At 69.9% G+C, this 26783-nt stretch carries 27 protein-coding genes; 8 read left to right on the forward strand and 19 right to left on the reverse strand.

Going from position 1 to position 26783, the window contains the following annotated elements; all coding sequences use genetic code 11:
• Positions 1-54: 54 nt before the first annotated feature.
• The 7 genes from A2790_RS03000 to purC all read right to left on the reverse strand — a co-directional run bounded on the left by A2790_RS03000 (position 55) and on the right by purC (position 5503).
• Positions 55-705: a PEPxxWA-CTERM sorting domain-containing protein gene (locus tag A2790_RS03000; protein ID WP_293387438.1), complete on the reverse strand. Its 651-nt coding sequence runs from the start codon at positions 703-705 to the stop codon at positions 55-57.
• A gap of 231 nt (positions 706-936) precedes the next feature.
• Positions 937-2871 carry a CocE/NonD family hydrolase gene (locus A2790_RS03005; RefSeq protein ID WP_293387440.1) on the reverse strand — a complete coding sequence of 645 codons (1935 nt, stop codon included), beginning with the start codon at positions 2869-2871 and terminating at the stop codon, positions 937-939.
• 75 nt (positions 2872-2946) lie between these two features.
• A complete protein-coding gene (purQ, locus tag A2790_RS03010) occupies positions 2947-3609 on the reverse strand; it encodes a phosphoribosylformylglycinamidine synthase subunit PurQ (RefSeq protein ID WP_068873984.1) in 663 nt (220 codons plus the stop codon).
• Positions 3610-3619: 10 nt separating this feature from the next.
• A complete protein-coding gene (locus tag A2790_RS03015; protein ID WP_293387443.1) occupies positions 3620-4105 on the reverse strand; it encodes a DUF3291 domain-containing protein in 486 nt (161 codons plus the stop codon).
• Complete coding sequence (locus tag A2790_RS03020) at positions 4102-4512, reverse strand: hypothetical protein (RefSeq protein WP_293387445.1); 411 nt, start codon at positions 4510-4512, stop codon at positions 4102-4104. Before A2790_RS03020 ends, A2790_RS03015 begins: the two co-directional genes overlap by 4 nt.
• A complete protein-coding gene (gene purS / locus A2790_RS03025) occupies positions 4509-4748 on the reverse strand; it encodes a phosphoribosylformylglycinamidine synthase subunit PurS (RefSeq protein WP_293387447.1) in 240 nt (79 codons plus the stop codon). Before purS ends, A2790_RS03020 begins: the two co-directional genes overlap by 4 nt.
• Positions 4748-5503, reverse strand: coding sequence for a phosphoribosylaminoimidazolesuccinocarboxamide synthase (gene purC, locus A2790_RS03030; RefSeq protein ID WP_293387449.1), 756 nt, complete (start codon positions 5501-5503; stop codon positions 4748-4750). Before purC ends, purS begins: the two co-directional genes overlap by 1 nt.
• A gap of 231 nt (positions 5504-5734) precedes the next feature.
• Here purC and A2790_RS03035 point away from each other — a divergent pair, with 231 nt between their 5' ends.
• Complete coding sequence (locus A2790_RS03035) at positions 5735-6058, forward strand: DUF1476 domain-containing protein (RefSeq protein WP_293387451.1); 324 nt, start codon at positions 5735-5737, stop codon at positions 6056-6058.
• 172 nt (positions 6059-6230) lie between these two features.
• Here A2790_RS03035 and A2790_RS03040 read toward each other — a convergent pair whose 3' ends face one another.
• The 7 genes from A2790_RS03040 to A2790_RS03070 all read right to left on the reverse strand — a co-directional run bounded on the left by A2790_RS03040 (position 6231) and on the right by A2790_RS03070 (position 15477).
• The gene (locus A2790_RS03040; RefSeq protein WP_293387453.1) at positions 6231-7649 is read right to left on the reverse strand and encodes a coniferyl aldehyde dehydrogenase; all 1419 of its coding nucleotides are present in this window, start codon (positions 7647-7649) and stop codon (positions 6231-6233) included.
• Between the two features lie 74 nt (positions 7650-7723).
• On the reverse strand, positions 7724-8059 hold the full coding sequence (locus A2790_RS03045; protein ID WP_293387455.1) for an MmcQ/YjbR family DNA-binding protein: 336 nt from the start codon (positions 8057-8059) through the stop codon (positions 7724-7726).
• A gap of 74 nt (positions 8060-8133) precedes the next feature.
• On the reverse strand, positions 8134-9438 hold the full coding sequence (gene purB / locus A2790_RS03050; RefSeq protein WP_293387457.1) for an adenylosuccinate lyase: 1305 nt from the start codon (positions 9436-9438) through the stop codon (positions 8134-8136).
• Positions 9439-9483: 45 nt separating this feature from the next.
• Positions 9484-12318 (reverse strand): TonB-dependent receptor, encoded by a 2835-nt coding sequence (locus tag A2790_RS03055; RefSeq protein ID WP_293387459.1) that lies wholly within the window; start codon positions 12316-12318, stop codon positions 9484-9486.
• 124 nt (positions 12319-12442) lie between these two features.
• On the reverse strand, positions 12443-13063 hold the full coding sequence (locus A2790_RS03060) for a PEPxxWA-CTERM sorting domain-containing protein (RefSeq protein WP_293387461.1): 621 nt from the start codon (positions 13061-13063) through the stop codon (positions 12443-12445).
• Positions 13064-13192: 129 nt separating this feature from the next.
• The gene (locus A2790_RS03065; protein WP_293387463.1) at positions 13193-13855 is read right to left on the reverse strand and encodes a PEPxxWA-CTERM sorting domain-containing protein; all 663 of its coding nucleotides are present in this window, start codon (positions 13853-13855) and stop codon (positions 13193-13195) included.
• Between the two features lie 104 nt (positions 13856-13959).
• Positions 13960-15477 carry an MFS transporter gene (locus A2790_RS03070; RefSeq protein WP_293387465.1) on the reverse strand — a complete coding sequence of 506 codons (1518 nt, stop codon included), beginning with the start codon at positions 15475-15477 and terminating at the stop codon, positions 13960-13962.
• A gap of 225 nt (positions 15478-15702) precedes the next feature.
• On the opposite strand from A2790_RS03070, the gene A2790_RS03075 reads away from it, so the two are divergent.
• Positions 15703-16911, forward strand: a complete 1209-nt coding sequence (locus A2790_RS03075; protein WP_293387467.1) for a hypothetical protein — start codon at positions 15703-15705, stop codon at positions 16909-16911.
• Complete coding sequence (locus tag A2790_RS03080; RefSeq protein ID WP_293387469.1) at positions 16908-17786, forward strand: DUF4198 domain-containing protein; 879 nt, start codon at positions 16908-16910, stop codon at positions 17784-17786. Before A2790_RS03075 ends, A2790_RS03080 begins: the two co-directional genes overlap by 4 nt.
• Here the strand turns inward: A2790_RS03080 and A2790_RS03085 are convergent.
• Positions 17713-18546 carry an AraC family transcriptional regulator gene (locus tag A2790_RS03085; protein WP_293387471.1) on the reverse strand — a complete coding sequence of 278 codons (834 nt, stop codon included), beginning with the start codon at positions 18544-18546 and terminating at the stop codon, positions 17713-17715. The genes A2790_RS03080 and A2790_RS03085 overlap by 74 nt on opposite strands.
• Before the next feature lie 42 nt (positions 18547-18588).
• A complete protein-coding gene (locus tag A2790_RS03090; protein ID WP_293387473.1) occupies positions 18589-19956 on the reverse strand; it encodes an MFS transporter in 1368 nt (455 codons plus the stop codon).
• 109 nt (positions 19957-20065) lie between these two features.
• Between A2790_RS03090 and A2790_RS03095 the strand changes: the two genes are divergently transcribed.
• Together A2790_RS03095 and A2790_RS03100 are read left to right on the forward strand one after the other, a co-directional pair.
• Entirely contained in the window at positions 20066-20686 is a 621-nt protein-coding gene (locus A2790_RS03095; RefSeq protein WP_293387475.1) for a glutathione S-transferase family protein, read from the forward strand.
• Entirely contained in the window at positions 20683-21216 is a 534-nt protein-coding gene (locus A2790_RS03100) for a DUF1697 domain-containing protein (protein WP_293387477.1), read from the forward strand. Before A2790_RS03095 ends, A2790_RS03100 begins: the two co-directional genes overlap by 4 nt.
• On the opposite strand, the gene A2790_RS03105 is transcribed toward A2790_RS03100, so the two are convergent.
• The gene (locus tag A2790_RS03105) at positions 21213-21980 is read right to left on the reverse strand and encodes a hypothetical protein (RefSeq protein ID WP_293387479.1); all 768 of its coding nucleotides are present in this window, start codon (positions 21978-21980) and stop codon (positions 21213-21215) included. The two genes, A2790_RS03100 and A2790_RS03105, sit on opposite strands and share 4 nt — an antisense overlap.
• Before the next feature lie 26 nt (positions 21981-22006).
• Positions 22007-22597, reverse strand: coding sequence for an OmpA family protein (locus A2790_RS03110; RefSeq protein ID WP_293387481.1), 591 nt, complete (start codon positions 22595-22597; stop codon positions 22007-22009).
• 256 nt (positions 22598-22853) lie between these two features.
• On the opposite strand from A2790_RS03110, the gene A2790_RS03115 reads away from it, so the two are divergent.
• The gene (locus A2790_RS03115; RefSeq protein ID WP_293387483.1) at positions 22854-23714 is read left to right on the forward strand and encodes a DUF2189 domain-containing protein; all 861 of its coding nucleotides are present in this window, start codon (positions 22854-22856) and stop codon (positions 23712-23714) included.
• Positions 23715-23730: 16 nt separating this feature from the next.
• On the opposite strand, the gene A2790_RS03120 is transcribed toward A2790_RS03115, so the two are convergent.
• Positions 23731-24819: a trypsin-like peptidase domain-containing protein gene (locus A2790_RS03120; RefSeq protein WP_293387485.1), complete on the reverse strand. Its 1089-nt coding sequence runs from the start codon at positions 24817-24819 to the stop codon at positions 23731-23733.
• Between the two features lie 215 nt (positions 24820-25034).
• Between A2790_RS03120 and A2790_RS03125 the strand changes: the two genes are divergently transcribed.
• The gene (locus A2790_RS03125; protein ID WP_293387487.1) at positions 25035-25430 is read left to right on the forward strand and encodes a YciI family protein; all 396 of its coding nucleotides are present in this window, start codon (positions 25035-25037) and stop codon (positions 25428-25430) included.
• A complete protein-coding gene (locus A2790_RS03130; protein WP_293387489.1) occupies positions 25427-26683 on the forward strand; it encodes an RNA polymerase sigma factor in 1257 nt (418 codons plus the stop codon). The genes A2790_RS03125 and A2790_RS03130 overlap by 4 nt, the downstream gene beginning before the upstream one ends.
• Positions 26684-26783: the final 100 nt, after the last annotated feature.

The raw sequence follows: 26783 nt of genomic DNA on the forward strand, positions 1-26783 counted from the left end.
CTGCCCCACGGCCACCATGCACGGTCAGGTTTAGCCAAGCGTTACTGCACGCCGCTATGCGAACTGCGACGTGCGCCGGCGCAGGGCCGCGCCGGCGAGGCCGAAGCCCAGGATCATCACCGCCCAGGTCGACGGCTCGGGAATGCCCGGCGTCGGCGTGAAGGTCGTGATGACCAGCTGACCCGCGTCGTCGTTGCCGGCGACCGCCTGGATCAGCCCCGAGCCCCGCAGGCCATTCGAGAAGTCGACGTAGACCAGAGCGCCGATCAGATCGCTGCCGAGGACGGTGGGCGTTGCGAACGGATCCGCCTGGTCGACGTCCAACAGCCAGCTGAAGGTTTCGCCAACGCCGAAGTTGGTGAAGTTCATCGAGAAGAAGGTCGATCCGTCGATGACGCTGACGGGGTTGACCAGACCCGTGGTCACGTCCGTCCCACCCTGCGGGGTGAATGGCGTGCCCAAGGTCCCATTGCCAGGCGGACCGCCGTCCACCGGGTCGAACACCACGCCGGTGCCCGCGAGATTGAACCCGAAGCCGAGGACCGATTCCCCGGCCGTCGAGTTGTTGGTGATCGAGAACGGCTGCGTGAACGTATCGCCGTCGATCAGAAAGAACAGATTGCCGTCGGCCTGGGCCGGTGCGGCGATCGATACTGTCATGGCCCCGGCGAGACACGCCAAAGGCAAGGCCTTCCCCAGCTTCATAGTGCAGCTCCTTGATGGGATTGGAACACTGCACCCCCCGGCGGGCGGACCCGCACGGACAGCTAAGCTCAGGCGTTACCAAAAGTAAACTGGCGGTAGCAAGTAGTGGCGGAATCTATTAAAGGTTGCATTAGGTCGCAACCCTCCATAACCATGTTCAACTAACGAGGGTTTCAAATTGTTCCGGGCGCCCGCACAGCAAGTCCGAGCGCCCGAAGCTGGCACCAACCTCTACTGTACCGGGACCACGGGCAGCTCGATCGACGAGGCGCTGTCGCCGGTCAGGTAGATGCGCTGGGTGGCCTTCCTGTAGTCCGACGGCTTGGCGAAGAAGACGTTGGGCACGAAGGTCTGCGGGTTGCGGTCGTAGAGCGGGAACCAGCTGGACTGGACCTGCACCATGATCCGGTGCCCAGGCTTGAAGACGTGGTTTGTGGGCGGCAGTTCGTAGCGGTACTTCTGCACCTTGCCGGCCGGGATGGGCGTGGGTTTCTCGAAGCTCTCGCGGTAGCGGCCGCGGAAGATCTCCATCGCGACACCCAGCTCGTAGCCGCCCATCTGGGGGTCCGAGGGGACCGTGTCTGGATAGACGTCGATGAGCTTCACCACCCAGTCGGAGTCCGTGCCGGACGTGGAGGCGAAGAGGTTCACCACCGGCTCGCCCGAGATCTTGAGAGGCGCTTTCAGGGGCTCGGTGACGAAGGTCAGGACGTCGGGGCGGCCGTCCACGTGGCGCTGGTCCGAAGTCAGCCAGAAGCGCCACTGGTCGGGATCGTCCCAGCGCACCGGCCTGCGCACGTAGGGGACGGGTTTGGCGGGGTCGGAAACGTACTCTTCGTAGGCCTCACCCTTGGTCGCCTTGTCGAAGGAAAGGCCGAGGCCGGGCGTCAGGTAGATCGGCTTCATCGCCGCGGCGCAGCCGCTCTCGCAGGCCTGCGGATATTTCTGCAGGCGGTTCCACTCCATGGCGCCGGAATCGAAGATGAAGACGGGCGGGATGTCCGCCTTCGGCGGGTTCGACTTCAGGTGCTGGTCCAGGAACGGCTTCATCACCTTGGTGCGGAACTCGGTGGCGGTGTCGCCGGGCAGCTTCAGGTTCGGGCCAAGCTGGCGCTGCTCGTAGTTGACGCCGGAGTGCCGCCAGGGGCCCAGCGCCAGGAAGTTCATGTCGTTGGCCGCATCCTTGGGCTCGGTCGCCTGGTAGGCCTTGATGGCGCCGTAGATGTCTTCCTGGTCCCAAAGGGCGCCGACCCAGAGGGTGGGCACCTTCAGCGGCTGTTTCGCCAGGATCTTGTCCAGGGCCTGGCCCTGCCACCAGGCGTCGTAGCTGGGATGCTCGCTGATCTTGCGCCAGGCGGGGATCTGGTCGAGCCCCGCGGCCTTGGCGTAGTCGCCCGCCGAGCCGGCGCGCAGGAAGTTGTCGTAGTCGTCGAAGCCCTGACGGGGGATGTCGTCGCCTTCGCCCTTCACCGTCATCTGGCTGGTGAACCAGTCGAAGTTGATCATCCGGAATGCGCCGTTCTGGAACCAGTCGTCGCCCATCCAGCCGTCGACCATGGGGCTCTGCGGCACGGCCGCCTTCAGCGCCGGGTGGGGGTTGATCAGGGCCATGGCCGAGGTGAAGCCGGGGTAGGACGAGCCGGTGATCCCGACGCGCCCGTTGCTTTCCTTCAGGTTCTTCACCAGCCAGTCGATGGTGTCGTAGGCGTCGGTCGAATGGTCGACGTCGGTGCTGTTCAGCGGGCCGCGGAGGGGCCGGTTCAGGACGTAGTCGCCCTCTGAGCCGTACTTGCCGCGGACGTCCTGGTACACGCGGATGTACCCGTCGGCGAGGAAGGGCTCGTCCACCTGCTGGCCGGTGGCGGCGGCGTGGGGCGAGAGCGCCCGCTGGGCGGCCCGCTTGGCGTTGTAGGGCGTGCGGGTCAGCAGGATAGGCGCATCCTTGGCGCCCTTGGGGATGATCATCACCGTGTAGAGCTTGGTCCCGTCGCGCATGGGGACCATCTCGACCCGCTTGACGTAGTCGTAGGCCGCAGTCGGCCACTGGAAGTCCTTGGCGATGTCCGGCGCCATGGTCGGCGTGGGCGCCTGGGCCGCGGCCGGGGCAAACGACAGGGCGAGCGCGGCGCAGGCAGCGGCGCTTCGAAGCAGAAGTTTGAAGGTCATGCGGGTCCTCGGGAGTCGTGGCGTGACCTTAGGGCCGCTTCCCCTTGGGCCGCAATTCCGCCGCGACGGGAGGCCCTAGGCGCTGGCCAGGGCGCTCTGGAAGAGGATGGCGCCGTCGGCCGACCCCAGCTCCGCCTCGAAGGCGCGGTCCGGGTGGGGCATCAGGCCGAGGACGTTGCCACGGGCGTTGACGATCCCGGCGATGTCGCGCGACGAGCCGTTGGGATTGTCGCGATAGCGGAAGACCACCTGGCCCTCGCCCTCCAGCCGGTCGAGGGTGGCCTCGTCGGCGAAGAAGTTCCCCTCGCCGTTGCCCACGGTCATGGCCACCTCGCGGCGGCCAGCGTAGCCGGCGGTGAAGCGGGTCTGGCTGTTGGTGACCTCGAGCTCGACCGCCTTGCAGACGTACTTGAGCTTCTCGTTGCGCAGCAGGGCGCCGGGCAGCATCTGGGCCTCGCACAGCACCTGGAAGCCGTTGCAGATGCCCACCACCGCGACGCCCCGCTCGGCGGCGGCCTTCACCTCGGTCATCGCCGGGGAGAGCGAGGCCATGGCCCCGCAGCGCAGGTAGTCGCCATAGGAGAAGCCGCCGGGCAGCACGATCAGGTCCAAGCCGTCGGGCAGGGCGGTGTCGCCGTGCCAGACCATCTCCACCTTCGCGCCCGTTGAGCGCTCGATCGCCACTTTGCAGTCGCGGTCGCAGTTCGAGCCGGGGAAGACGATGACGGCGGCTTTCATCTCGGGGTCCTTATGCGCATTCGTCCAGCACGGGTAGGGCGGGGCGGCCATCCGGAGCCGGGTAGGGGGTCTTGAACGTGAACGCCGCGGGCGTGGGTCCCAGGCGCTCCAGCAACTCCAGCGTCGCCAGGCCTTCCTCGACCGAGGGCGTGTGGCCGACGGGAACCCACCAGAGGGTCTGGTAGACCTCCATCGCCTCGAACCATTCGCGTCGGCGGCGCATGATGTCGCGATGGGCGCTGCGGTAGACGAAACCGGCCAGGGCGTCCATGTCGGTCCACACCGACATGTTCACGGCGAAGAGGGGATCGTCGGGTCGGGGCTGCAGGTCCGTGGCGTTGTTGCCCTCGCCGACCAGGCGCCAGACGAAGCCGGGCATGCCGTCAGCCAGGGCGTTGATCCGGTCGAGGTTGTTCTTGAAGTCGGCGATCTGTGGGTGGTCCACCGGCTGCAGCAGCCGCCCCACATTGATCTGCGCCAGGTGGAAGCCGGTCATTTCTTGCGCGTCCAGTGCTTCAGGCCATCGAGGTAGGCGTGGAGCTGGTCGTAGCCCTTCCGGTCGCCGTAAGGGCAGCCGGTGGTGACCACGTCCGAGCCCTTGGCCTGCTGCATCATGATCGCAGGGTGGCCCGGCGCGCCTGTCTTGGTGATCAGATAGGAGGTCCGGCCGTCGGCGCTACTGTAGAAGCGGTAGGGCTCGGCGGGATCTTCGGGCGCGGGCACAAGCTGCGCCTGGGCGACCAGGGCCGCCGACTGGGCCTCGAACGGCTGGGCGCAGTCGAGGGCCAGGTAGGTCGCCGGCGCCTCGGCCGGTTTCGCGCAGGCCCCGAGCGCGAGGAGGGCGGGAAGGGCCGCGCGGATTCCGAGTGTTCTGCTCCCCCGGCGGGGGAGCGGGGCCCTCACGCCAGCTCCACCCGGTAGCTTTCGATCACGGTGTTCGCGAGCAACTTCTCGCACATGGCCTTGACCTCGGCCTCGGCCGCGGCGGCATCGCCAGACTTGAGGTCGAACTCGATGGTCTTGCCCACGCGGACGTGCTCGACCTCGTTCCAGCCGAGGCCGTGCAGGGCCTGCTCGACAGCCTTGCCCTGCACGTCGAGGACGCCGGGCTTCAAGAACACATGGACCTTGGCGCGCACTAGTGGAGGCCCCCCTGAATCACGGTGGGCATCTCCTTCATGATCCCGAGCCGCCGCGCAACCTCGGTGTAGCTTTCGATGACGTTGCCCAGGTCGCGGCGGAAGCGGTCCTTGTCCATCTTCTCGTTGGTGATCGAGTCCCAGAGCCGGCAGCTGTCCGGGCTGATCTCGTCGGCCAGGATGATGCGGGCGAAGTCGTTCTCGTAGACGCGGCCGAACTCGATCTTGAAGTCCACCAGTGTGATGCCGACGCCGGCGAAGAGGCCGGTGAGGAAGTCGTTCACCCGCAGGGTGAGCGCCATCATGTCGTCGATCTCCTGGGTCGAGGCCCAGTTGAAGGCGGTGATGTGCTCCTCCGAAACCATGGGGTCGTGGAGCTTGTCGTCCTTCAGGTAGAACTCGATGATCGACCGCGGCAGGGCCTGGCCCTCGGGCAGGCCGTAGCGGGTGCTGAGCGAGCCGGCCGCGACATTGCGGCACACCACCTCCAGCGGGATGATCTCGACTTCCTTGATCAGCTGCTCGCGCAGGTTCAGCCGCTTGATGAAGTGGTTCTGAACCCCGATCGAGTTCAGCTTCGTCATGATGTATTCGCTGATCCGGTTGTTGATCACGCCCTTGCCCTCGAGCACGGCCTTCTTGGTCGCGTCGAAAGCTGTCGTGTCGTCCTTGAAGTACTGGATCAGGGTGCCGGGTTCGGGGCCCTCATAGAGGATCTTGGCCTTCCCCTCGTAGATCTTCTTACGGCGGGTCATCTCGGGGCCTTCTCCATGGCGAGGACTTACCGGTTCGGGAAACGAAAACGCGCGCGGTTTCATGCTCGCGCGCGGGTCCGACTCGGCCTCTCGCCCCATTACAGGCGTGGCAAAAATAGCGTGTGCGACGCTGCGGTGCAAACTCGGCCAGCGATGCCTCTTTCCATTGCGGCCCCGGTCGGCGCACGATATGGGATCGCCCGCTCCAAAGACGCTGACCCCCAGGACCCGATGACCACCTTCGACGATCGCGAACAAGGCTTCGAGCGGAAGTTCGCCCTCGACCAGGAGCAAGAGTTCAAGGCCCATGCGCGTCGCAACCGCGCGCTGGGCGAGTGGGCCGCCGGCCTGATGGGCCTGCAGGCGCCCCATATCGACGAGTACGCCAAGGCGGTGGTGAAGTCGGACTTCGAGCTGCCGGGCGACGAGGACGTGCTGCGCAAGGTCTTCGAGGACCTGAAGGGCGCCGGCGTCGCCGTGTCCGAGGGCGAGGTCCGCATGAAGATGGCCGAGCTGCTGGCCCAGGCCCGCGAAGGCGTCCGCAGCGGGAACTAGGTCTCCTCTGCGCTGTCATCCCGGTTTCGCCGAAGGCGAAGACCGGGACCCCGATCTGTTGAACTTTTTGTCGGAGCGCGGCTTGGCGGCCGCGTTTCATGAAGCATGCGCCCCACATCGGGGTCCCGGTCTCCGGCTGCGCCGGAGCCGGGATGACAGCCGTTGAGGTCGATCAGCGCCGGATCTGCGCCGCCAGCATCTTGCGGATCGCCGGGCCGTAGGGCGGGCGGAGGGCCAGGAGCGGGCCGATATCCTTCTTGATCTGGCTGTAGATCGCCTTGCGGTGGCTGAACTCGCGGAAGCCGTCGAAGCCGTGATAGCTGCCCATGCCCGAGGGGCCGACGCCGCCGAAGGGCAGTTCTTCCTGCGCCACGTGCATGATCACGTCGTTGACGGTCACGCCGCCGGGCGTGGTCCGGGTCAGCACCTTCTCCCGCTCGGCCTCGTCGTCGCCGAAGTAGTAGAGGCCCAGCGGCCGGTCGCGGCCGTTCACGAAGGCGATCGCCTCGTCGACGCTGCGGTAGCTCTTCACCGGCAGGACGGGGCCGAAGATCTCCTCCTGCATCACCTTCATGTCGTCGGTGGGCTCCAGGATCAGGGTGGGGGCGATCTTGCGATGCTCCTGCTGGGTCAGGTCCTCGCCCTCGGGCTTCAGCTCGACGATCCGGGCGCCCTTGGCGCGGGCGTCGTCGATGTAGCCGGTGATCCGCTCGTAGTGCCGCTGGGCGACGATGGAGGTGTAGTCCGGGTTGTCCTTGATGGTGGGGAACATCTTGGAGACCGAAGCGCGGGCCGCCTCGACGAAGCCCTCGACCCGGTCGTGCGGGGCCAGGACGTAGTCGGGCGCCAGGCAGATCTGGCCGGCGTTCAGCGTCTTGCCGTTCATGATCCGCGCCGCGGCCACGCCGAGGTCGGCGGACTTGCCCAGGATCACCGGGCTCTTGCCGCCCAGCTCCAGGGTCAGCGGGACGAGGTTGTCCGCCGCGGCCCGCATCACGTGGCGGGCGATGGAGGTGGCGCCGGTGAAGATCAGGTGGTCGAAGGGCAGGTGGGCGAAGGCCTCGCCGATCTCCGGCCCGCCGGTGACCACGGCGATCTCCTCCTCGGAGAACACCTTGCCGAACATGGTCTTCATCAGCTCCGAGGTGGCCGGGGTGTATTCCGAGGGCTTGATCATCGCCCGGTTGCCCGCCGCCAAGATGCCGGCCAGGGGCGCGAAGGTCAGGTTCACCGGGAAGTTCCAAGGGCTGATCACCCCCACCACGCCCTTGGGCTGGAAGCGGATCTCGGCCTTGGCGCCGAAGAGGCCGAGGATCGCCGGCGTGGTCTTCCGCTTCTCCGGCCGCATCCACTTGGCCAGGTGCGCCTTGGCATGCTTGAGCGGCCCGATGGAGCCGGCCACGTCGGTGAAGGCGGTGGCCTCGCGCGAACGGGAGCCGAAGTCGACGTTGAGCGCCTCCTCGATCTGGGCGCGGTGGTCGATCAGGAGGCCGATGCAGCGGTCGATCCGCTCGATCCGCTGCTCCGCCGTCGGCGCGCCGTCGCGCAGGTGGGCGGCCTTCTGGCGCGCCAGGATCCCTTGCATGTCCATGTGTGACGTCCTCCCGTTGCGCGAGAGGTGACGGGCTTTCCCTGGGGGGCGTCAAGGGCGGAGGCGGGTGAGGTTCAGCCTGCGTCTTCGATCAGAGGCCGGCTGACCTTCTTCGGCACGATCTGGGCCCAGGCCTCGCGGACCAGGGCCGCCAGCTCCGCCTCGTCGAGCTGGGCGATCTCCACGTAGGCCCAGTGGACGGTGGCGACCTTGCAGGGCTGGAAGGTGTCGGGGCGGATCTCGAAGAGGAGTTCCTGGTGGGGCTTGTCGAGCTTGAGCACCACGCGACTGCCGAGGGCCAGGGCGAAGGTCTTCTTGCCTACGTTGAACCAGGGGTCGCCCTTGTAGGAGACCTCGTGCGCGCCAGGCAGGGCGAGGGCGAGGCGGCGAACGTCTTCGATGTCGGCCATGGCGGCGGCTCCCCACGTCGCAGGGAGACGATAACCGTCTTGGCGGTCAATACGACAGCGCCGGCGGCGCGGGATCAGGCCTGTTCGCCGAAGACGCGGGCGAAGACGCGGTCGACGTTCTTGAAGTGGTAGCCGAGGTCGAAGAGCTGTTCGAGTTCGGCGTCGGAGAGGGTGATCTCCGGGTCGGCCTTCAGGAAGTCCAGGAAGTTTCCTTCGCCGCGCCAGACCTTCATGGCGTTGCGCTGGACGGCTGCATAGCTGGCCTCGCGCGACAGGCCTTTCTGGGTCAGGCCCAGGAGCACACGTTGGGAGTGGACGAGGCCGCCCAGGCGGTCGAGGTTCCGGGCCATGTTCTCGGGGTAGATCACCAGCCGCTCGACCACGCTGGCCAGGCGGCGCAGGGCGAAGTCGAGGTGAACGGTGGCGTCCGGGCAGATGCCGCGCTCGACCGAGGAGTGGCTGATGTCGCGCTCGTGCCAGAGGGCCACGTTCTCCATGGCCGGCACGACGGCCGAGCGGACCAGCCGGGCGAGGCCGGTGAGGTTCTCGGTCAGGATCGGGTTGCGCTTGTGCGGCATGGCCGACGAGCCCTTCTGGCCCACGTCGAACGGCTCCTCGGCTTCGAGGACCTCGGTGCGCTGGAGGTGCCGGATCTCGACGGCGAGGCGCTCGATGGAGCTGGCGACCACGGCCAGGGCGGCGAAGTAGGCGGCGTGGCGGTCGCGGGGGATGACCTGCGTCGAGACCGGCTCGACGGCTAGGCCCATCTTGTCGGCCACGTAGGCTTCGACCTCCGGGGCCACGTTGGCGAAGGTGCCGACGGCGCCGGAGATGGCGCAGGTGGCGATCTCGAACTTGGCCATCGCCAGGCGCTCCTTGGCGCGCTGGAACTCGGCGTAGTGGCCGGCGAGCTTGAGGCCGAAGGTGGTGGGCTCGGCGTGGATTCCGTGGCTGCGGCCGACGGTGGGGGTCAGCTTGTGCTCGAAGGCCCGCTTCTTGAGGGCGGCCAGCACCATGTCGACGTCCTCGATGAGGAGGTCGGTGGCCTGGACGAGCTGGACGGCGAGGGTGGTGTCGTTGACGTCGGAGGACGTCATCCCCTGGTGCAGGAAGCGGGCCTCGGGGCCGACGATTTCGGTGACGTGGGTCAGGAAGGCGATGACGTCGTGCTTCACCTCGCGCTCGATATCGTCGATGCGGTCGGCGTCCCAGATGGCGTCGCGGCCCTTTTCCCAGATGACCCGCGCGGCCTCCTTGGGAATCACGCCCAGGTCCGCCATGGCGTCGGCGGCGTGGGCCTCGATCTCGAACATGATCTTGAAGCGGGTCTGGGGGGCCCAGATCGCGGCGGCTTCCTTGCGGGCGTAGCGGGGGATCATGGGCGGGGTGTCTGAGACGACACCCCGCCCAAGTCAACCTCGGCCTTAGTGGCGGTAGCTGAGCCGCAGGTACATGAAGCGGCCCGGGGCGTCGTAGGCGTTCGGGTCGTAGTTGTTTAGGCCGCAGGTGACGCAGCCCGGCGGGTCCTTGTCGAACAGGTTGTTGACGCCGATGGCCACGCTCATGTCCTCGGTGAGGAAGGTCGGGCGCCAGCGGAACTGGGCGTCCACGTAAAGCCGGGCTTCCAGCTTGTTGGCGTCGCCCGCCTCCTGGACCTTGGAGATGTAGCGGCCCGTCAGGGTGGCGCCGACGTCGGCCTTGTCCCAGTCGAGCATCAGGGTGGACTTGGTCTTGGGATAGGCCTGGTCGGGGCTGCCGCGCTCGGTGCCCTCACGCTCGATGGCAAGCAGGCCGCCGGACGCGGGGACGTACTCGGTGAACTCCAGCAGCCGGGTGGTGTACCAGCGGGCCCCGAACTGGCCGATGTCCCATTCCGGCGAGGTCCAGATCAGGTTGACGTCCAGCGACCGGGTCTTGATGCCCCCGATGTTGATCAGCGGGTTGGCGATGCCGGCGATCTGGCCCGAGGCGGTGCGCGTGATGGTGGCGCAGGCCAGGGCGTCGTTGGTCTGGGCGCAGCGGTCGACCAGGCTCTGGCCGTTCTGGGCCTGGATGGCGTTGTCGAGCTCGATGTTGGAGTAGGCGACCTCCAGCGAGACGGCGCGCGAGACGCCGGTGTCGCGGAAGAACCTGGGCTCCCACACGCCGCTGAAGTTCCAGCTCTCGCTGGTCTCGGGCTTCAGGTTGCGGTTGCCGCTGGTGATGACCGAGATCTGGGAGTTGAGCTGGGTGTAGCTGCCGTTGGCCGGCACGCCCTGCAGGACGCAGTTGGCGCGGACGTTGGCCGGGGTGGCGCCGCTGAAGCCCGAGCAGGGGTCATTGATCTCCTGGTCGAAGCGCGAAGCGGTGCCGAACAGCTCGCCGATGGACGGCGCCCGGAAGCCCTCGCCCCACGAGCCGCGGAACAGGAGCTCCTCGGTCGGCCGCCAGGAGAGGCCGGCCTTGAAGGTCTCGTCCGAGCCCGAGGTGGAATAGTCGAAGAAGCGGGCCGCCAGCGAGGCTTCCAGCCGGTGGAACATCGGCACGTCGGCCAGGATCGGCACACGCAGCTCGCCGTAGGCCTCCTTGACCGTGATCTTGCCGCGGGCGGGCTGGGCCGGGATGTCGGACGACAGGCCGGCGGCGACGATGGCGTCGGGCTGGAAGTATCCCTCGGTCCGGCGGCGCTCCAGGCCCACGGCGAACGACAGCGGCCCGGCCGGCAGGTCGAACAGGTCGCCGGTCAGGTTGGCGGAGAAGTCGGTCAGCTCCTGTTGGCTGGTGTCCTGCTGGGTGAAGCCGATGAACTGCAGCATGGCCGGGGTGATCGTACCGGCGCCGCCGAAGATGTTCAGCGGCGTGCAGGCGCCGGTGCAGAGCGCCGCCGGGCCGAGGGCCTGCTGCACGCGCTGGGCGTTCACATTGCCGGTGAAGGTCTGTTCGGCGTGGTTGCGCGAATAGAGGGCGTTGACGTCCCAGGCCCAGGTGCGGTCGCCGACGCCGAACTCACCGGAGAGGACGGCGGTGACGTTCCAGGTATCGACCTCCTGTTCGTAGTGGCGGGGGCCGGCCTCGACCAGGCGGCGGCCGATGAAGGCGTAGGTGCCGGGCTGCAGGGTGAAGCCGAAGGGGTTGAAGGGGTTGGTGGCGTCGACGCTGACCGTATCCAGCAGGTTGCCGTTGCCGGCGTCGGGGCCGACGAACAGGGGCAGCGGCGCAGCCTGGTTGGCCGACTTGCGCTGGACGTAGCTGGCGCGGACCCGCAGGCGGGTGGTCTCGGTGATCCGCTGGGTGACCGAGCCGAACAGGCTGACCCGCTCCAGCGGCGTGGAGATGTAGTTGAACGGCTGGAAGTTGAACCGGTCGGCAGTGGTGAAGCCCTTGAAGCTGGAGGCCGCGCCGGTGGGGTCGCCGGGGACATAGACCGGGCGCTGGCCGGGCTGGAGCGGCTGCTTCAGGGTGAGGTTCAGGTCCTGGCCGGTGTTGGGGTCGCTGACGATGAAGCGGCCCAGTGGGGTGCCCGACGAGCAGCTGGCGTCGCAGGCGGTGGCGAAGGGCTGCGGGAAGCGGCTGATCTTGCGGTCGGCGGCGAAGATCGGATCCTGCTTGAAGTAGCCGCCGCCGACGACGATCTCGGTCCCGTCCGAGGCGGCGCCCCAGGTGACGTTGTAGTCCTGGGCGAAGCCGTCGTCGTGGTCGGTCTGGCCGATCTGGGCGGTGGCCTGGAAGCCCTGCTGCCGCTGCTTGGTGATGATGTTGACCACGCCGGCGATGGCGTCGGAGCCGTAGATCGGCGAGGCGCCTTCCTGCAGCACCTCCATCCGGCTGATCATGGCGGTGGGGATGGTGTTGAGGTCGACCGAGCCCGGGACGCCCGAGGCCGCGGCCCCGGGCACCCAGCGCAGGCCGTCCACCAGCACCAGCACGCGCCGGCTGGAGAGGTAGCGCAGGTCGATCTCGGCCGAGCCCGCGCCCACGCCGCCGCCGTCCGGCGGATTGCCGAAGTTACCGGAGTTGTTGAACTTGGCGTTGAGGCCGCCGCCAGCCGACGGGATGCGCTGCAGCACGTCGACGGTGGAGGTGAGGCCCTGCTTGGCCACCAGCGCCTCGTCGATCTGGACGACGGGCTGGGCCTGGTCGAGCGGGCTGGTGCGGATGCGCGAGCCGGTGACCACCACCTCCTCGACGGCGGATCCGGCCTGGGCGGCGGCGGTCCCCACACCTGCGCCCAGCGTGATCAGGACCGCCCAAGAGGCGGCCTGCGCAAATTGCTTTTGCATGAACGTCTTCTCCCCGCGCCCGGCGTGCGCCGGGCGCTTCATGGGGATGATGACCGTTTCAGCAACGAGTCATGTCAATCCAGCAACACCCCTGTAACGGGATGTTTTCTCGGCTCGGTTGCAGCTAGGCCACAACGCGCGAGCGGCGGCGCAGGGCCGCGCCGGCCATTCCGAAGCCGCCGATCATCAGCGCCCAGGTGGCCGGCTCGGGCACGAGGCCCGGAACGATCGCATCGACGCCCGACCCGCCGCCCAGGTTGGGAAGCTCGTTATCCTGAATGTTGTTGGGCGCGCTTCCGCCCGGCGCGCTGAGGGCGCTGAAGCCGCCCACGCCGGTCTTGGGCTTGTAGATCTCGAGCACCAGGGTGAGTTCGCCGTCCTCGGGGTTCCAGGTGAAGGCCTGGCCGTTGAACAGCAGCTCATCCCCGGCGATGCCGCCCATGGTGAAGTTGCCCCAGGAGCCCAGCTCCTGGCCGTTGAGCTGGAAGGAGAGGCGGAAGGTCTTGCCGTCCAGGTCCCCCAGCACGCCCCGGTCCAGCATGAGCTGGCCGACCGTCATGGGCCCGCCGGCGTTGTTGGCCGACCAGGTCTGGGTGAAGACGCCCTTGTCGTTGAAGCAGGTGGATTTGCCGCAACCCTCGTTGCGACCCGCCTGCAGGATGGTCGCCCCCTGCGCGGGCGCAACCCAAACCGAAAGCGCGGTCGCCATAGCGATCGCGGAGACCGCCGTCGTAACCCTGCGCATGGAGCACCCCATTAGCTTTACTGTAGCGCATCTGACTCGTCTTAAGGTGGAATCGCAAGCCCCCACCCTTTCGGAGGGAACCCAATTCGCGTCCTGGGCGAGTTCTGACGGGGCGCGTTCTGGCGGTGGTCAGGCGGATTTGAGGCGGGCGCGGCGGCGCAGGCGGGCGCCGGCGAGGGCGAAGCCGCCGATCATCAGCGCCCAGGTTCCCGGTTCGGGCACGGCGGTGGCGAAGAGCGGGTTGCCGCCGCCGTTGGGTCCGGCGCCGTTGACCAGGGGGGCGCCCTTGGCGAACACCGGGGCGATGGCCAGGCTGGCGGCGGTCGGGATCGGGCCGCCGGCCGTCAGGCTTGCGCCCGCGCCACCGAAGCCGCCGGCGCCGCCCTTGCCCGGAACCAGCAACTCCAGCTTCAGGAGCAGGGCGCCGTCGGCAGAGTCCCAGGTGAAGCCGGGTCCGCCGATGGTCACGAAATCGCCCGAGGCGATGGCGGCGAGGGTGTAGGCGCCCCAGCTCTCGACCACCGTGCCGTCGGCGCGGGTGAAGCTGATCCGTACGGCGTGGTTCTGCATGTCGCCGACGATGCCGCGGAAGAGGCGCAAGGCCGAGATGTCGACCTTGCCGCTCGCGGGGGTGAAGGCCTGGGTGAAGGTGCGGCTGTCGCCGCCGAAGCATCCCGAGGCGCTGCAGCGCTCGGATGGACCAAGGTCGATCACGGTGGCCGCCTGGGCGGCCGGCGCCGCCATGATGCAGGCGGCGGAGGCAATGGCGAGCGCGACGCTCTTCTTCGACATGTCAGCCCCACGTCAGGTCACGGTTGTTCCCCCGACGCTGCCGTAAACTCGCCACAATCCCAGAAAGTTGCAGCTCTGGGCTGACGCGGCGGCTTTTTCTCGGGCTACCCCGCCGCGCGCGCCGCCGCCGCCGCATCGCCCGCGTCGGCCGCGGCCCGGGCGCGGGCCATGTCCTTGGGCAGGGTGATGGCGGCCAGCAGGTAGTGGACGCCGGCCCAGCCATAGATCAGCAGGTTCGAGAGCAGGCCCATCCGGGTGCCCTCGGACATCGAGGTCGTGCAGGCGGCCGAGAGCTCGGCCGACGAGCCCGCCGGCGCCACGCCGCCCTTGCAGACCTCCAGGAAGTCGCCGGCCATGCCCTTGGCCGTGAAGGCGGCGCGGGCGAACTGGTCGATGCACCAGCCGCAGAAGGGCGGGCCGAAGCCCAGGGCGATCAGGTTGAGCACGAAGAACAGCAACGCCACGGCGGTGGCGCGCATGCGCACGTCCATGGCGTTCTGCACCACACCGAACGTCGGGCCGAGGTAGGTGTAGTGCAGCACCCCGGCCAGCAGCCAGAAGGGCACGGCCAGCTGCCAGACGTCGCGCGAGAAGGCGAAGAGGTAGAGGGGCGTTGCGACCAGCAGGCCGATGCCGGGCACCAGGGCGTACCAGCGGGTGTTGCGCTTGCTGGCCCAGTCGGTGAGGAAGCCGCCGAGCAGGGTGCCCGCGCCGTTGGCGACGCCGGCGACCAGACCCACGAGCAGGCCGACGGTGGCTAGGTCGAGGCCGAACTCGCGGATGAAATAGGGCGGCACGTACTGGCCGGTGCCGTAGCCCGCGAAGCTGGCCATGGTGATGCCGGCGATCATGTGAAACATGCCCCACGAGCCGAACAGGCGCTTGGCCACGGCCACGATCGAGGGCGGCGGATCGGCGGTGCGGCCCGGGCCTTCGGACGGGGCGCCGGCTTCCGAGGCCTCCTGGCCCAGGGCGGCGGGGGGCTCGGTTTCGAGGGCGACCTGCTTGTCGCTCCAGCCCCGGGGCGGCTCTTTGATGATCAGCTTGATGGCGATGGCCACCGCGATGCCCGGCAGGCCCACCAGCATGAAGGCCGCCTGCCAGGAGACGTTCTGGGCGATCCAGCCCCCGGCGATGGCCCCGAACATGGTGCCCAGCGGGATGCCGAAGGCGTAGATCGACAGCGCCGAGGCCCGCTTCTTGGGCTCGAAGTAGTCGCTGATCAGGCTGTGGGCCGGCGGCGACATGCCCGCCTCACCGACGCCCACGCCCACGCGGTAGAGCAGGAGCTGCACGAACGAGGTCGCGGTGCCGCAGAGGGCGGTGAAGGCCGACCAGACCACGATGGCGATGGCGATGATGTTGACCCGGCTCTTGCGCTCGGCCAGCCGGGCGATGGGGATGCCCAGGGTGGTGTAGAGGAGGGCGAACGACAGGCCCCCCAGCCAGCCGAGCTGCTGGTCCGACAGCTCCAGGTCGACCTTGATGGCCTGGCCGATGGTCGAGATGATCGTGCGGTCGATGAAGTTGAAGGTGTAGGCGACCACCAGCAGCCACAGGACCGTGTTGCGGTAGCCCAGGGAATAGGCGGGCGATCCGGGCGCGGCATTGGCTGGCGGCATGGTGTGACTACGCTCCCCGCGCTCCCGGTGGCCGGGGCTGTTGTGGTTGGCCCGACGTTAGCGGGCGTTTCGCGCCGGCGGTAGGGGGACGCTAGGGGACCCCTTCATGGCACGCCTTGTCCTGTAACTCGCCCACCGCGCCCGTTCGCTAAAGATTCCGACAGCGGGAGCGGGCGGACGGCGGCTAGGCAGCCGGCAGGATCAACTGTCGGGCGGGGCCGTGGCATGGGTAGGGACGAACGAGGGCGCCGTTTCAGGGCGCGGGTGCTGGCGGCCGGGGTGATTGCCCTGGCGGGCGCCGGCGCGACGCGGGCGTCGGACCACCTGGACAGTGCCGCGGTGGTGGCTGACCCGGCGGCGGATATTGGGGACGTCTATGCCTGGATGTCGCCGGATGCGAGGCGGCTGAACCTGGCGATGACCATTGTGGGCAAGGCGTTCTCCGACCGGCACACCTATGTCTTCCACGTGGACAGCGGGCCGCGGTTTGGGGCGACGCAGGCGAGCGTCGAGATCAGCTGCAGGTTCGATGGGGCGACCGCCGACTGCCGGGCCGGGGACTTCGACAGGGTCCGCGGCGCGGCCGGCGGGCCGGAAGGCCTGGCCGGAGCCGAGGGGCGGATGCGGGTGTTCGCCGGCCCCCGGGACGATCCGTTCTTCAACAACGTGCGGGGCACGCGGGACGCTTACGATGCCGCGGGAGCGGCGGTGAGAGCCGGGGCGGCGTTGGATCGGGCCGGATGCCCGGCGTTCGACGCGGGCGTCTCGCGGGATATCCTGCGCCGCTGGGGCCACACGGCGGGTGGGCCGGCGGAGAACCTGCTGGCGGGCTGGACCCCGGCCGCGCTGGTGGTGTCGGTGGAGGTGGACGCCGCGGCCCCCGGCGGCCGCATGCTGGCGGTGTGGGCCGAGACGGCGACCGCCGAGGGGCGGATCGACCGTATGGGCCGGCCGCTGACCGGCAACGCCCTGCTGGGGACGCTGGGACCTGCCGAGACGGCCGAGACGCTGAAGGCGCAGTACAACCGCGCGACGCCCGCCGCCGCGGACGCCTTCGTGGGCGAGATCGAGAGAAGCCTGGCGCTGTACGACGGCTTCGACGGCGAATGCGGGAACGCGTGGCTCGCCGATGCCGACAGCGGGCCGTCCCGCTACCTGCCGCTAGCGACGCTGCTGGCCGATGACCGGCTGTGGGTGAACGGCGCGTCCGGAACCTGCACGGAACTGTTCGCGGTGGAGCGGGCGGCGCTGTCGGGGCGCCGGGACCTGGCGGGCGACTGTGGCGGGCGGGCGCCGAACCTCGACGCCATGGATGCCTACCGCGCGCTGCTGGTGAACGGGACCACGTCGGGCGTAAGCGACGGGGTGGACCGGGACGAGATCGGGGCCGGCGCGACGTTTCCGTTCCTGGCGGCGCCGGGCGTGACCCGGTGAGAATCTGGCTGGTCGTGGGCCTCGCTCTGGCCGCGGGCGCCGCCCAGGCCCACGATTTCTGGATCCAGCCGCAGGCCTTTGCCGTCGAAGCGGGCGGGGCCACGGCTATCACCCTCCAGGTCGGGGACGGCGCTGAGCGGCAGCGCTCGTCGATCCCGCGGCGCAGGATCGTGCGGTTCGAGGCCCTCACCCCGGATGGGACGGTGCGGGACCTGGCCGGGGCCCTGACCCTGGGGGCGAGCGGCGGCGACACGGCGGCGCGCTTCGAGGCGCCCGGCGCGCACGTCCTGGTGTTGGCCACCGACGCGGATGGGCGCAGCCGGCTGCCGGCGGAGAAGTTCAACGCCTATCTTGTCGAGGAAGGCCTGATCCCGGCCCTGGAGGCCCGGAAGCGGGCCGGGCGGAGCGAGCGCGAGGGCTCCGAACGCTATCGGCGCGCGGCGAAGGCGATCGTTCAGGTGGATGACGGAGAGGGTGCGGCGATGCGACCGGCAGGCCTGCCGCTGGAGATCGTCCCCCTGGCGTGGCCCAGGACCGAGGCGGGCCGGCTGCCGGTTCGGGTGCTGTTTGAGGGCAAGGCGCTGGCGGGCGCCCTCGTGAAGCTGACCGAGCTGACCGAGCTGACCGAGCTGGCCGGCGGCGCCGGGCCGCAGGCTTCAAGGCGGACGGATGCGGCGGGAGAGGCGGTCTTCGCCGCGCCCTCGGCGGGAGCCTGGCGGCTCAGCGTGGTGTGGACCAAGCCGCTGGGGCCGGACGCGGACGCCGACTTCGAGACGACCTTCGCGACACTGTCGTTCGGGGTCAGCGCGCCCTGGCCGGGCGCCTGCGGAAGGCGGACGGCGGGCGCCCGTAGGCCTGGCGGAAGGCGGCCGTGAAGTGGCTGTGGCTGGAGAAGCCGAGGTCGAGGCCGAGCGCGGTGAGATCGTCGGCCTGCGGCAGCAGGTCCAGCGCCCGCGCCAGGCGCAGGTGCAACTGGTGGCGATAGAGCGGCACGCCTTCGACGGCCTGGAAGACCTGGGTGAGATAGACCGGCGAGCCCCCCACCTCGGCGGCGATCTCGGCCAGGGTCCAGCGACGGGCAGGATCGGTGCTAAGCACAAGCTTGGCGCGGTCGGCGAGCCGACGGCGTCCCGGCGTCCCGCCGATGGCGCGGCTGGTGCGCGGTCCGAGAGCGCGGCGGGCCAGGGAGAGGGCGAGACTCTCGGCCTCCAGCGGCTCGAGGGCGCCGGCGGCGAGGCCGTGGCGGAGCTGGGCGGCCAGCGCCTGGGCCTGCGGGTCGATGCGGCGGCGCTGGTCGTGGAAGGCCAGGGCCGGGGCGCGGCGGAGCAGGGGCTGGGGCGCCAGCTCGCGCAGCACGTCCGGGTCGAGCGCGAAGGACAGGCAAGCGTCGCCGCCGGCCACGGGGTGAGCGATGCGGTAGCCCTCGCCGGCGTTGAAGAACAGGACCTGGTTGGCCTCGGCCACCGCGAGATCCCGCCCGAGCCGGCGCGTGTAGACGCCGCGGTAGGGAAAGACGAGTTCGGTCGCGGTGGCGCATTCCTCGGCGCCGGCGTGTCGGCAGGTCCCGCGGCAGCGGATATCCCGGACGGCGAGCGTCCGGGTCCGCAGCAGGGTCTGCACGGCGACTTCGGTCATCGGCGCCTGGGTACGCGCGCCGCCGGCGCAGCTCAAGCCGCTCTAGCTGACGGTCTCCTCGCGGATGGTGCGGCGGGCCAGCCAGAAGCAGACGAAGGCGATCAGGCCGAACAGGGTGGAGACGATCAGGGCCCAGCGGACGCCTTCGGCGGCGCCCATGCCCATGCCCTTGTTGAACCAATCCGACAGCAGGCCCACCGCCAGCGGGCCGAGGCCCAGGCCGATCAGGTTGATGATGAAGAGCAGGATCGCCGCGGCCGTGGCGCGCATGTGCGGCGGCACGACGGACTGGCCGGTGCCGTAGACGGGGCCGTACCAGAGCGTGCCGAGGAAGGCGTTGATGGCCAGGATGAAGAGCGCGACGCTGGCCTGGTCGATGCTGACGGCGGTGATGTAGACCGGAATGGTGATCAGGCTGGCGATGGCCGGGGCCACCATGTAGGCGCGCAGGTCCTTGCGGCCGTACTTGTCGGCGATCCAGCCGCCCACCCAGGAGCCGATGGCGCCGGCGGTGCCGCTGATGACGCCCAGCGCCAGGCCCAGGAAGCCCACGGGTCCCAGGCCGAAGCTGGCGGCCAGGGCGGCGATCTCTTCCGGATGGTTGCGCAGGAAGAACGAGGCGGTGAAGGGGGCGTGGCCGTAGCCGATGAAGGCCTTGATGGCGGCGGCGAAGGCGATGAACCAGAAGGTGCGCCGCTGCATCAGGTAGGACATGGTCTGGCCGAAGGTGGCCGAGGCGGCCGCGACCTGGGCCGCGTGCTGGGCCATCAGCTTGCGCGGCTCCTTCAGGGTGAAGAAGGCCAGCAGGGCGAAGATCAGGCCCGGGACTCCGGCCACCAGGAAGGCGGCGCGCCAGCCGTAGGCGTCGGCGATCAGCCCGCCCATCACCAGGCCCAGCAGACTGCCGATCGGGGTGCCCATGGAATAGAAGGCGAGCGCCGAGGCGCGCTTTTCCTTGGGCGTGTAGTCCACGATCAGGGAGTGGGCCGGCGGCGTGCAGCCGGCTTCGCCCACACCCACCCCGATGCGGAAGATGATCAGCTGCCAGAAGTTGCCGGCGGTGGCGCAGAGGGCGGTGAAGCCGCTCCAGACCGCGGTGGCCGAGCCGATGATGAAGGCGCGGTTCTTGCGCTCGGCGAGTCGGGCGATGGGAATGCCCAGGAAGGTGTAGAAGACGGCGAAGGCCAGGCCGCTCATCAGGCCGAGTTGCCAGTCGGCGAGGCCCAGGTCCTGCTTGATCGGCTCGGCCAGGATGTTGATCACCTGGCGGTCGAGGAAGTTGATCACATAGATGCCGAGGAGCAGCCACATGGCGTAGCGCGCGTAGGCCTTGGAGAACGGAGCCGCCTGCAGGCCGCCTTCGGAGGCGGGGGTGGCGACGGGGCCGCTGGGCGACACGGCTTCGGTCATGGGGGACGCGTTCCTCTGGTTTTCTTTGTGCTTGGCCCGAACTAGATGGCGCCCTGCGGCCGGCCGCAACGATTCAAGTGTTTCAAAACAGCAGTATGGAGCGAGCGCGATGGAGCTGGTGATCGGAACCAAGCGGTGGTCGACGTGGTCGTTGCGACCCTGGCTTGCGCTGAAGCGCTCGGGGCTGTCCTTCACCGAAACCTTGGTGGAGCTGCGCCAGGAGAACAACGTCAGCGAGGCGCAGATCCGGGTCCACTCGCCATCGGGCCTGGTGCCGGTGCTGAAGGACGGCGGGCTGACGATCTGGGACAGCCTGGCGATCTGTGAGTACCTGGCGGAGAAGGTGCCGGGCCTTTGGCCGGCCGACCCGGTGGCGCGGGCCCTGGCGCGGGCGGCGACCGCGGAGATGCACTCTGGATTCGCCTCGCTGCGCGGCGAGTGCCCCATGGCGCTGGAGGCCGAGCCCAAGCCCACCGAGCTGTCGCCCGCGACGCAGAAGGACATCCGGCGGATCGTCACGGTCTGGAACGAGCTGCTGGGCCGGTTCGGCGGGCCGTTCCTGGTGGGCGAATGGTCGATCGCCGATGCGTTCTACACCCCGGTGGCGACCCGGTTCCGGACCTATGGGGTGAAGCTGTCGGACTATGGCGACTCCGGCGCGGCGGGAGAATATTGCCAGCGCCTGCTGGAGACGCCGGAGTTCCTGGCGTGGGAGGCAGCCTCGAAATGAGGCGGTTCGCCGGCCTCCTCCGGGCGGTGAACGTCGGGGGGCGCAAGCTGCTGATGGCCGACCTGAAGCGGATTGCGGCGGAGGCGGGGTTCGACAGCCCCGCCACCCTGCTGGCCAGCGGCAACCTGCTGTTCGGCTCGCGCCTGGCGCCGGACGAGGCCGAGGCGGCGCTGGAGGCGGCGATCGCAAAGGACCAGGGGCTCAAGGCCGACGTCATGGTCCGCGACCATGCGCAGCTTCAGGCCGTCATCGCGGCCAATCCCTTTCCACAACAGGCGAAGGATGAGCCCAACCGGCTGATGGCCATGTTCCTGACCGGGACGCCGCAGGCCGGGCCTGAGACGCTGGAGAACGCGTGCGGGGCCGGGGAACAGGTGCGCGCCGGGCCGGGCTGCCTCTATGTGTGGTTTCCCGGCGGAGCGGGGACCTCGACGCTGTCGAACACGCTGATCGAGCGGCGGCTGAAGGTGCGCGGCACGATGCGCAACTGGAATACCGTGGGCAAGCTGGAGGCCCTGCTGGCCGGCTAGCCGCCGCGGCTGCGGGCGAAGAGCAGGTCGGACCAGCGCCAGTCGCCGGCGCCAACGACCACCCGGGGCGAGGCCGGGCCGTCGTCCAGCGAGACGACGATCAGGCCGCGCACCCGTTGCTGGCGGCAGGCCTCGGGCGCGAAGGCGACCTCCCACATGATGGCCTCGCGGACCGAGGCCAAGCCCTTGCCCTCCTGGCCCGGGTGGGTGACCCAGTCGCCGTTCCAGACGCGGATCGCGCGGCCCTGATGCGCCTGCGCCATCGCAGCCTGTACGCGGCGGTCCTTGCGCAGCTTGGCCTGCAGCCAGGCGACCATGTCGCAGCGCCCGCCGCCGCCGCCCGCGCCGACACCCGAACCGGCCTTGGTGGCGGAAGCGAGCTCGGCGTCGCTCACCTCGGCGGCGAGGTCCGTCACCGGGCCGGAATCGGCCTCAATGGGCGTCACGTCGGGCGGAGGCGTGCGGACTGGCCGCGAGACCGTGCGCCGGGGCGGCGTCGGTTTGGGCTTGGGCTCGACCTTTGGCGGCGGCGGGGTCGGCGGCGCGGGGTCGGGTTCGGGCTCGGGTTTCGGCGCCGGGGGGGCGGGCGGCGGCGGGGGCGGCAGCTCCACGAGCTGGACCTGCACCGCCGGCAGCTCGCGGGGCGGCGGGATATCGGGCTGGGCGAGCAGCAGCGCGGCGAGGAACGCCGCGTGCCCACCAAGGCTTAGCATCCCCGTGACCAGGCGGCGGCGCTTCGCGTGGATGCGTGCGGCCTCGGTCACGGGGCTTTGGGCGACTTCGTCGCGCTCTAGGAGAGCACGACCAGGACGACCCGGCGGTTCGCCTGGCGGCCCGCGCGGTCACGGTTGGGCGCGACCGGCGAATCCGGACCGTACGAGATCGTGCTGATGCGGTTCAGCGGCACGCCGTGCTGGTTGAGGTAGCGGCGCACGGCTTCGGCGCGTTCCTCGCCCAGCCGGTAGTTCAGGTCCTTCGAGCCGGTGGCGTCGGTATGGCCCTGTACCTCGATGTAGACGTTCCGATTGTCGGTCTTCAGCTTCTCGGCGATCGCATCGAGGCGGGCCTGCATCTCAGGGGTCAGGGTGGCCTTGGCCACGCCGAACTTGAAGCCGTCGTCGGACAGGACCTCGGAATAGAGGAACTTGCCCTCGGCCAGCTTGCCCGCCGCAGTGGCGCGGTCGAGCGCGTCCTTGGCCGTGCCCTCGACGCTGGCGACGCGGGTTTCGACGGTGTCGACCCGCCCGGCGACCACGTCGGTCTTGGCGCCCACGACGGCCACTTCTTCCCTGACGAACTTCTTTGTGGCGCACCCTCCCAGGCTCACCACACCCAGTAACGCCGCCCCCGCAATCATCACCTTCGACGTAGGGTGGATCATTCAATTCTCTCCGTTCCGGTTGGTCCCCCCGACCGTCGTTAAGCTTTGAACAACCATTCCATCGGGCCCGATCTAGGCCGTTTTCGGGCGCAGCTTGACCGTGGGGCGGCGGGGCTGGGAGCGCGCCGATGGCCCCAGGGGCCGCTTCCGTGCTAGGCTCCCCCTCGAGTTTCCTGGGCGATGGCCTGCGCCAGACGCCAGCCGAACCGGCAGGAGCCTTGCGCCGCCACGCGCCCGATCGGGCCGGAGGTGTGCGATGGCTGTCGGAAATCACGTCGAGAATCCGTTCGAGTATGTGCTGAAGGGACTGGCCGGGGCCTTTTCGCCCGGACGGCGCAGCGATCCCGCGGCGCGCGCGGCGGCCCGGGCGGCGCCCCAGGTGCGGCGGATCACGGCGGCCGACCTCTGGGCGTCGCTGCGCAAGGGGGTGGACGATTTCGCCGCCGCGCGGGACGACGTGATCTTCATCGCCGTCATCTATCCGCTGGCGGGCCTGGTGCTGGCGGCGACCGCGTTCCGCTACGCGCTGCTGCCGATGATCTTTCCGCTGCTTTCGGGCTTCGCGCTCATCGGACCGCTGGCCGCGATCGGCCTCTACGAGATCAGCCGCCGCCGCGAGCGGGGCGAGACGGTGAGCTGGATGGACGCGGTGGGCGTGCTCCGCTCGCCGGCCATCGGCTCGATCATCGGCATGGGCCTGATCCTCGTGGGCCTGTTCGCCCTGTGGCTGGCCACCGCCTACGAGATCAGCCTGCTGGCGTTCGGCGACGGCCCGCCGGTGACGGTCGCGAGCTTCGTCGACCAGGTGTTCGCCACCGGCGGCGGCTGGGCGATGATCGCCATCGGCATCGGCGTAGGATTCCTGTTCGCCGTGGCGGCGCTGGCGATCAGCGTGGTCTCGTTCCCGCTGCTGCTCGACCGCCACGTGGGCGTGGACGTGGCCACCCGGACCTCGCTGAAGGTGGTGGCCGAGAACCCGGGAACGATGGCGCTCTGGGGCTTGGTCGTGGCTGGCTCGCTGGTGATCGGCGCCCTGCCGGCGCTGCTGGCGCTGATCGTGGTGGTGCCGGTCCTTGGACACGCCAGTTGGCATCTCTACCGGCGGGCCGTGGCGTAGGACTGACCGCCCCCCGTCAGCCCTGATCGCTGCGCCGGGCGGTGCGCACGGTTACGGTTTCGGGGCGGCCGGCGCGGAGGACCTGGAGGGTGAGCTGGGCGCCGGGGGGCGCCTCTGCGATGGCGCGCAGGAGGCCGCCGGCGCTGGCGATGGCCGCGCCCTCGACGGCGACCACCACGTCGCCCGGGCGCAGGCGGCCGGCGGCGGGGCCGCCGGCGGCGACGCCGACGATCACCGCGCCGCGGCGGCCGCGGGCGTCGAGCCGGGCGGCGAGGGCGGGAGTCAGGTCCTGGACGCCGACGCCCAGGTACCCGCGGGTGACACGGCCCTCGGCGATGAGCTGCTGGGTGACCCGTTCGGCCAGGTCCGAGGGGATGGCGAAGCCGATGCCCACCGAGCCGCCGCTGGGCGAGAAGATTGCGGAATTGACGCCCACCACGCGGCCCTGGAGGTCGAAGGACGGGCCGCCGGAGTTGCCGCTGTTGATCGGGGCGTCGATCTGCAGATAGCCCACGAAGGTCTCGCCGATCTCGCGGCCCCGGGCCGAGACGATGCCGGCGGTGGCCGTGCCGCCCAGGCCGAAGGGATTGCCCACCGCCACGACCCAGTCGCCCACCTCGGGCAGAGCGGAGCGGGCGAAGCTGACGTAGGGCAGGTCGCGGCCGTCGATCTTGACCACCGCGAGGTCCGTGGGCGGGTCGCGGCCCACGATGCGGGCGGGGAACTGGCGCCCGTCGGCCAGGCTGACGACCATTTCGGTGGCGCCCTCCACCACGTGGTTGTTGGTGACCACGTAGCCGTCCGCGCTGATCAGGAAGCCTGAGCCCGCGCCGCGCCGAACGGGCGTGGGGCCGGCCAGGCCGGGGGGCAGGAGCTCGAGCCAGGGGGTGTCGTTCTGGGCGACGCTGAGGGTGTCGATGGAGACGACGGCCGGGGAGACGCGCTTGACGATGGGCGCGAAGGAGTCGGGCGCGCCCCCCGCGGGTGTCGCGATGGCGGGCACCTCGATGGGGCCCTTTTCCGCGGCCGCGGGCGCGGCGGGCCGGCGCTCGCAACCGGCGACCAGCGCCAAGGCGGCGCACGCGACGATCAGGGACTTCTGCAACGGCGTCTCCCGGGACTGGACGTGGCGGGCGACCCCGCGATGATGGTCAAATGTCGCTGACGCCCATCGGCTGCAAGCGCCCGTCCCCGCGCGGGCGGGGCGTTGCCGCGGAGGGCCATCAACTTTTCGGCCCGGCCGTGTCTGTCTGGCGGCGGGTCGTTCGTCGACGGGGGGATGGGCCGAAGACGCCCGCCGCTCAAGCTAGGAGATTTCCCATGCGCTATATGTTCATCGTCCGCTCGGGCCACCAGGGCCCGCCCACGCCCGAACTGATGGAGGCCATGGGCGAGCTGGCCGCCGAGGAGATCCGCGCCGGCCGTATGATCGACCAGGGCGGGCTGCTGCCCATGCCCATGGGCGCCGAGATCTCGCTGAAGGGCGACAAGGTGTCGGTGCTGGACGGGCCGTTCGTGGAGTCGAAGGAGATCATCGGCGGCTACGCGATCTTCGACTTCCCGGCCAAGGAGGAGGCGATCGCCTCGGCCGTGCGGTTCATGGAGCTGCACCGCCAGCACATGCCCGGCTGGGAAGGCGTCTGCGAGATGCGGCCGATGGCCATGCAGGGGGTCGAGACCGAGGCCTGCGCGAGCATGCCTGCCCCCGTCGCGTGACGGACGGCGCCGCGCAGCGGGCGGTCCTGGCCGTCTGGCGGATCGAACAGCCGCGGCTGCTGGCCGGGCTGGCCCGGATGCTGCGCGACGTCCCGCTGGCCGAGGAACTGGTGCAGGAGGCCCTGGTGGCCGCCCTGGAGACCTGGCCCTCGGCCGGCGCGCCCCAGAACCCCGGCGCCTGGCTGATGACCACGGCCAGGCGCCGGGCGCTGGACCATCTGCGGCGCGACAAGATGCTGGCGCGCAAGCACGCGGCGCTGGCGCGGACGCTGGAGGTCGAGGAGCAGGCGATGCCCGACCTCGACTCGCGCCTGGACGACGACATCGGCGACGAGCGGCTGCGGCTGATCTTCACCGCCTGCCACCCGATCCTGCCGCGGGAGGCGCGCGCGGCGCTGACGCTGCGGATGATCTGCGGCCTGACCACGGAGGAGATCGCCCGGGCGTTCCTGCAGACCGAGGGCGCGGTGGGCCAGAGGATCACCCGGGCCAAGCGGACGCTGTCGGAGTCGGGCCTGGAATACGAGACGCCGCGGGGCGAGGAGCTGGCCCGCCGGATGGGGTCCGTGCTGGACGTCGTCTACCTGATCTTCAACGAGGGCTATGCCGCCACGCGCGGGGACGACTGGATGCGGCCGCAGTTGATGCACGAGGGCCTGCGGCTGGGCCGGATACTCACGGCGATCGCGCCGGAGGAGCCCGAGGTCCACGGTCTCTTGGCGCTGATGGAGCTGAACGCCTCGCGGGCGGCGGCGCGGGCGGGGCCGGACGGGACGCCGATCCTGCTGCCCGACCAGAACCGCGACCTGTGGGACTGGGCGCAGATCCGCCGCGGGCTGGTGGCGCTGGGTCGGGCGCAGGCGCTGGGCGGGGAGGACGGGTTCCACGCATTGCAGGCGGCGATCGTGGCCTGCCACGCCCGCGCCCGGCGGCCGGAGGACACCGACTGGGGGCGGATCGCGAACCTGTACGCCGTGCTGGCGCGCGGCTGGCCATCGCCGGTGATCGAGCTGAACCGGGCCATCGCGGTGGGGTTCGCCGAGGGGCCGGCCGCGGGGCTGGCGGTGCTCGACACCGTGGCCGAGGCGCCGGCGCTGCAGCGCTATCATCTGCTGCCCAGCGTGCGCGGCGACCTGCTGCTGCGGCTGGGGCGGAAGGCGGAGGCGCGGGCCGAGTTCCTGCGCGGCGCTGCGCTGGCCGGAAACGCGCAGGAGCGGGCGTTCCTGAGCCGCCGCGCGGCCGATTGCGGCTGAGCGCCGTACCAAATCTTCAATTTTTGAAACAGGGCTGCAATGCGTGGGCGATAGGCCAGCCGCACCGGTGGAACGCCGGCGTGGGCGCATTGCCGGATCG

Source organism: Phenylobacterium sp. RIFCSPHIGHO2_01_FULL_69_31, assembly GCF_001824475.1.
Lineage (GTDB): Bacteria > Pseudomonadota > Alphaproteobacteria > Caulobacterales > Caulobacteraceae > Phenylobacterium.

What these genes read in the sequence shown, in the direction of transcription:
- A2790_RS03090 (WP_293387473.1), bottom strand. Translation starts at nt 19,956, where the DNA reads ATGACCGAAGCCGTGTCGCCCAGCGGCCCCGTCGCCACCCCCGCCTCC.
- A2790_RS03040 (WP_293387453.1), bottom strand. Translation starts at nt 7,649, where the DNA reads ATGGACATGCAAGGGATCCTGGCGCGCCAGAAGGCCGCCCACCTGCGC.
- A2790_RS03125 (WP_293387487.1), top strand. Translation starts at nt 25,035, where the DNA reads ATGCGCTATATGTTCATCGTCCGCTCGGGCCACCAGGGCCCGCCCACG.
- A2790_RS03045 (WP_293387455.1), bottom strand. Translation starts at nt 8,059, where the DNA reads ATGGCCGACATCGAAGACGTTCGCCGCCTCGCCCTCGCCCTGCCTGGC.
- purQ (WP_068873984.1), bottom strand. Translation starts at nt 3,609, where the DNA reads ATGAAAGCCGCCGTCATCGTCTTCCCCGGCTCGAACTGCGACCGCGAC.
- purB (WP_293387457.1), bottom strand. Translation starts at nt 9,438, where the DNA reads ATGATCCCCCGCTACGCCCGCAAGGAAGCCGCCGCGATCTGGGCCCCC.
- A2790_RS03035 (WP_293387451.1), top strand. Translation starts at nt 5,735, where the DNA reads ATGACCACCTTCGACGATCGCGAACAAGGCTTCGAGCGGAAGTTCGCC.
- A2790_RS03005 (WP_293387440.1), bottom strand. Translation starts at nt 2,871, where the DNA reads ATGACCTTCAAACTTCTGCTTCGAAGCGCCGCTGCCTGCGCCGCGCTC.
- purC (WP_293387449.1), bottom strand. Translation starts at nt 5,503, where the DNA reads ATGACCCGCCGTAAGAAGATCTACGAGGGGAAGGCCAAGATCCTCTAT.
- A2790_RS03065 (WP_293387463.1), bottom strand. Translation starts at nt 13,855, where the DNA reads ATGTCGAAGAAGAGCGTCGCGCTCGCCATTGCCTCCGCCGCCTGCATC.
- A2790_RS03015 (WP_293387443.1), bottom strand. Translation starts at nt 4,105, where the DNA reads ATGACCGGCTTCCACCTGGCGCAGATCAATGTGGGGCGGCTGCTGCAG.
- A2790_RS03115 (WP_293387483.1), top strand. Translation starts at nt 22,854, where the DNA reads ATGGCTGTCGGAAATCACGTCGAGAATCCGTTCGAGTATGTGCTGAAG.
- A2790_RS03100 (WP_293387477.1), top strand. Translation starts at nt 20,683, where the DNA reads ATGAGGCGGTTCGCCGGCCTCCTCCGGGCGGTGAACGTCGGGGGGCGC.
- A2790_RS03085 (WP_293387471.1), bottom strand. Translation starts at nt 18,546, where the DNA reads ATGACCGAAGTCGCCGTGCAGACCCTGCTGCGGACCCGGACGCTCGCC.
- A2790_RS03075 (WP_293387467.1), top strand. Translation starts at nt 15,703, where the DNA reads ATGGGTAGGGACGAACGAGGGCGCCGTTTCAGGGCGCGGGTGCTGGCG.
- A2790_RS03110 (WP_293387481.1), bottom strand. Translation starts at nt 22,597, where the DNA reads ATGATCCACCCTACGTCGAAGGTGATGATTGCGGGGGCGGCGTTACTG.
- A2790_RS03070 (WP_293387465.1), bottom strand. Translation starts at nt 15,477, where the DNA reads ATGCCGCCAGCCAATGCCGCGCCCGGATCGCCCGCCTATTCCCTGGGC.
- A2790_RS03055 (WP_293387459.1), bottom strand. Translation starts at nt 12,318, where the DNA reads ATGCAAAAGCAATTTGCGCAGGCCGCCTCTTGGGCGGTCCTGATCACG.
- A2790_RS03000 (WP_293387438.1), bottom strand. Translation starts at nt 705, where the DNA reads ATGAAGCTGGGGAAGGCCTTGCCTTTGGCGTGTCTCGCCGGGGCCATG.
- A2790_RS03095 (WP_293387475.1), top strand. Translation starts at nt 20,066, where the DNA reads ATGGAGCTGGTGATCGGAACCAAGCGGTGGTCGACGTGGTCGTTGCGA.
- A2790_RS03060 (WP_293387461.1), bottom strand. Translation starts at nt 13,063, where the DNA reads ATGCGCAGGGTTACGACGGCGGTCTCCGCGATCGCTATGGCGACCGCG.